We start from the raw sequence: 3,215 nt of genomic DNA on the forward strand, positions 1-3,215 counted from the left end.
CCACGCTCGCCACCGCAGGCGCGCTGATCGCCGCGCTGCCCGCGGGCGCGGCCCCGGACCGGCACCACGGCGGCGGCAAGGGCCGCTACCAGGACGTACAGCTGCTGTCGTTCAACGACTTCCACGGGAACCTGGAGCCGCCCGCCGGGTCGTCGGGCCAGGTCACCGAGAAGCAGGCCGACGGCACGACGAAGCAGGTCGACGCGGGCGGCGTCGAGTACCTGGCCACCTCCTTGCGCACGGCCCGCAAGGGCCACCCGTACAGCGTGACGGCGGCCGCCGGCGACCTGATCGGCGCGAGCCCGCTGCTGTCCGGCCTCTTCCACGACGAACCGACGGTCGAGGCGATGAACAAGCTCGACCTGGACGTCACCAGCGTCGGCAACCACGAGTTCGACGAGGGCGCCACCGAGCTGGCACGCATGCAGAACGGCGGCTGCCACCCGAAGGACGGCTGTTACGAGGACGGCCGCAGGTTCAAGGGCGCGGACTACCCCTACCTCGCGGCGAACGTGACGGACGAGAAGACCGGCAGGCCGATCCTCAAGCCGTACTGGGTGTGGAAGAACAAGGGCGTGAAGGTCGGCTTCATCGGCGTCACGCTGGAGGGCACGCCGGACATCGTCTCGGCGGACGGCGTCAAGGGCCTCAAGTTCCACGACGAGATCGAGACGGTCAACAAGTACGCCAAGATCCTCGACAAGCAGGGCGTGAAGTCGATCGTCGCGCTCATCCACGAGGGCGGCGTCCCGGCCTCGTCCGCGTACAACTACGACTGCGACTCCCCGGGCGCGGGCGACGGCGTCTCCGGCCCGATCGTCGACATCGCCAAGGGCATCACGCCGAAGGTCGACGCGCTCGTCACCGGCCACACGCACAACGCGTACGTGTGCACCATCCCGGACCCGTCCGGCAAGCCGCGCATGGTCACGTCGGCGTCCTCGTACGGGAAGCTCTACACGGACACCACGCTGACCTACGACCGCCGCACCAAGGACATCGTGCGCACGGCGGTGACGTCGGCGAAGTCGCCCACCTCGGCCAACCACGTCGTGACGCGCACGCAGCCCAAGGCGCCCGACATGACCAAGCTGCTCACCCAGTGGAACAAGCTCGCCGCGCCCGTCTCGAACCAGGCCGTCGGGTACATTTCCGCCGACATTCCCGGACGGGGCGCCGCCACGCCGGAGGCGCCGCTCGGCGACCTCATCGCGGACGCGCAGCTCGCGCACGCCAAGACGCTCGACCCGAAGGCGTCCCTGGCCCTGATGAACCCGGGCGGGATCCGCTCCGACCTGGTCTTCAAGGCGAGCGGCAGCGAGGGCGACGGGGTCGTGACGTACGGCGAGGCGTTCACCGTGCAGCCCTTCAGCAACACGGTCAATCTCGTCGACCTGACCGGCGAGCAGGTCGTCACGGCGCTGCAGCAGCAGGTCAGCGGCGCGAACGAGGCCTCGCCGAAGATCCTGCAGCCGTCGGCCGGGCTCACGTACACGCTCGACATGACGAAGACCGGCGCGGCACGGGTCGTCACCGACTCCATCAAGCTGGACGGCGCGGCCCTCGACCCGGCGGCCACCTACCGCGTCGCGATGAACTCGTTCCTCGCGGGCGGCGGCGACGGCTTCGCGGCGCTCGGCCAGGGCAGGAACCCGCTGGTCGGCAGCGACGACCTGAAGGCGTTCAACGACTACCTGACCGCCCACTCGTCGGCCGACAGCCCGCTCGCGCCGCCGAAGGCGGACCGCATCACGATCATCAAGTAGCCGCAACGCGGTCTTAACGGCGAGTGGCCTACGGTTGAACCCGAGGTTCGGGCGTGGGCCACTCGACGCATGTGAAGGTTGTTTGCGTAAAGGGTGGGGGTGTGTGGTGGAATCACCCGATGCGTACCCCCCACCGCATATCCAACGACCGTGCTCCGTCCGAGGGTTGGCCGGACGACGCGGCCTCGCCGTCCCGCTCCCGCTCGAATCCCTACGACGAACTGGCCGCCCTCGCGGACAACCCGCTCGACGACTTCCTGTACGAGGTGCCGGACGAGGCCCCCGACGAGGACGCGTGGCTGCCGCCGAACCACCGGCGCGGCAGCCGCCGCCGCAACCGCTTCGCCGGGCTCTCCGTCGCCGTGAAGGCGCTGGTCGCGGTCGTCGTCCTGTGCGCGTTCCTCGCCCTCGCCGACCGCTGGGCGCTCCTGTACGCCGAGCACCGCGCCTCGCAGCAGCTCAAGAAGGAGATGAAGCTGACCGCGGCGCCCGAGGTCGAGATCGGCGGATTCCCCTTCCTCACCCAGCTCGCCGACCGCCGCATCGACGAGATGAAGGTCACGGTCCCCGACGTGGCCGCCAGCCGGGTCACCCTCGCCAAGGTCTCCGCGACCGCACGCAACGTACGCATCGAGGGCTCCGGCCTGACCGGCATCAGCGGCATCGAGACCGGCGCCATGAACGGCGAGGTCCTCGTGTCCTTCGCCGACCTCAACCGCGAACTGGGCGCCTCCCAGGTCACGTTCACCGGACACGGCCGCGACCAGGTCCTCGCGCGCGGCACGCTGCCGGTCGCCGGGCACGACCTGAAGGTGCGGGCCGACGCCACGATCCGCCGCCTCGGCGCCACCGGCATCTCCACCGACATCGGCGACATGCGCCTGGACGTCGGCGACCTCGCCACCTACCGCCCCGGCACCGACGCCTCCGAGGGCCTGCACCTCACCGCCAAGTCGGTGGACCGGATCACGGCCGAGACGGACAAGGCCCGGCGGCTGCTGTCCATCCCCGCGATCGTGCACCGGGCCGGCGTCCCGGACTCGGCGGTCGACACGGCCCTGCACAGCGACAAGAAGCTCAGCGACCTGACGGGTTCGCCCCGCTTCGTGAAGAGCCTGATGTCCATGAACCTGATCGACATCGCGCTCGACCACCCCTGGCTGCTGCAGAAGCTGGGCCTTGACCCGTCCCTCCTCAAGGGCCTGTCCCACCTGACCCGCCCGCAGCTCGCCGACCGCCTCTCGCTCGCCTTCCGGCTGCCGAAGCTGCCGGGCGACCACGGCTACGTGCGGCTGCGCGACGTGAGCGTGGAGAAGGCGGGCATCCGCGTCGACCTGTCCGGATCGGGCCTCGCGGTGGGGCACTGAGGCCCCCGGGTCAGTCTGCGGGGCCGGGGATCTCCGGCGGCGGCGTCGGCGCGCCGGGCAGCCGCAGCGTCGCGACGGTGCC

General features: G+C 70.7%; 2 protein-coding genes. Both read left to right on the top strand.

The genetic code is table 11. The features are described from left to right. Positions 1-1,766: bifunctional metallophosphatase/5'-nucleotidase (locus G3I40_RS08430; RefSeq protein ID WP_239091609.1), on the top strand; the 1,766-nt coding region annotated here is incomplete at its 5' end. Positions 1,767-1,885: 119 nt separating this feature from the next. Beyond that, a complete protein-coding gene (locus tag G3I40_RS08435; RefSeq protein ID WP_164301543.1) occupies positions 1,886-3,133 on the top strand; it encodes a DUF2993 domain-containing protein in 1,248 nt (415 codons plus the stop codon). Positions 3,134-3,215: the final 82 nt, after the last annotated feature.

The organism is Streptomyces sp. SID14478 (genome assembly GCF_010548525.1).
GTDB lineage: Bacteria > Actinomycetota > Actinomycetes > Streptomycetales > Streptomycetaceae > Streptomyces.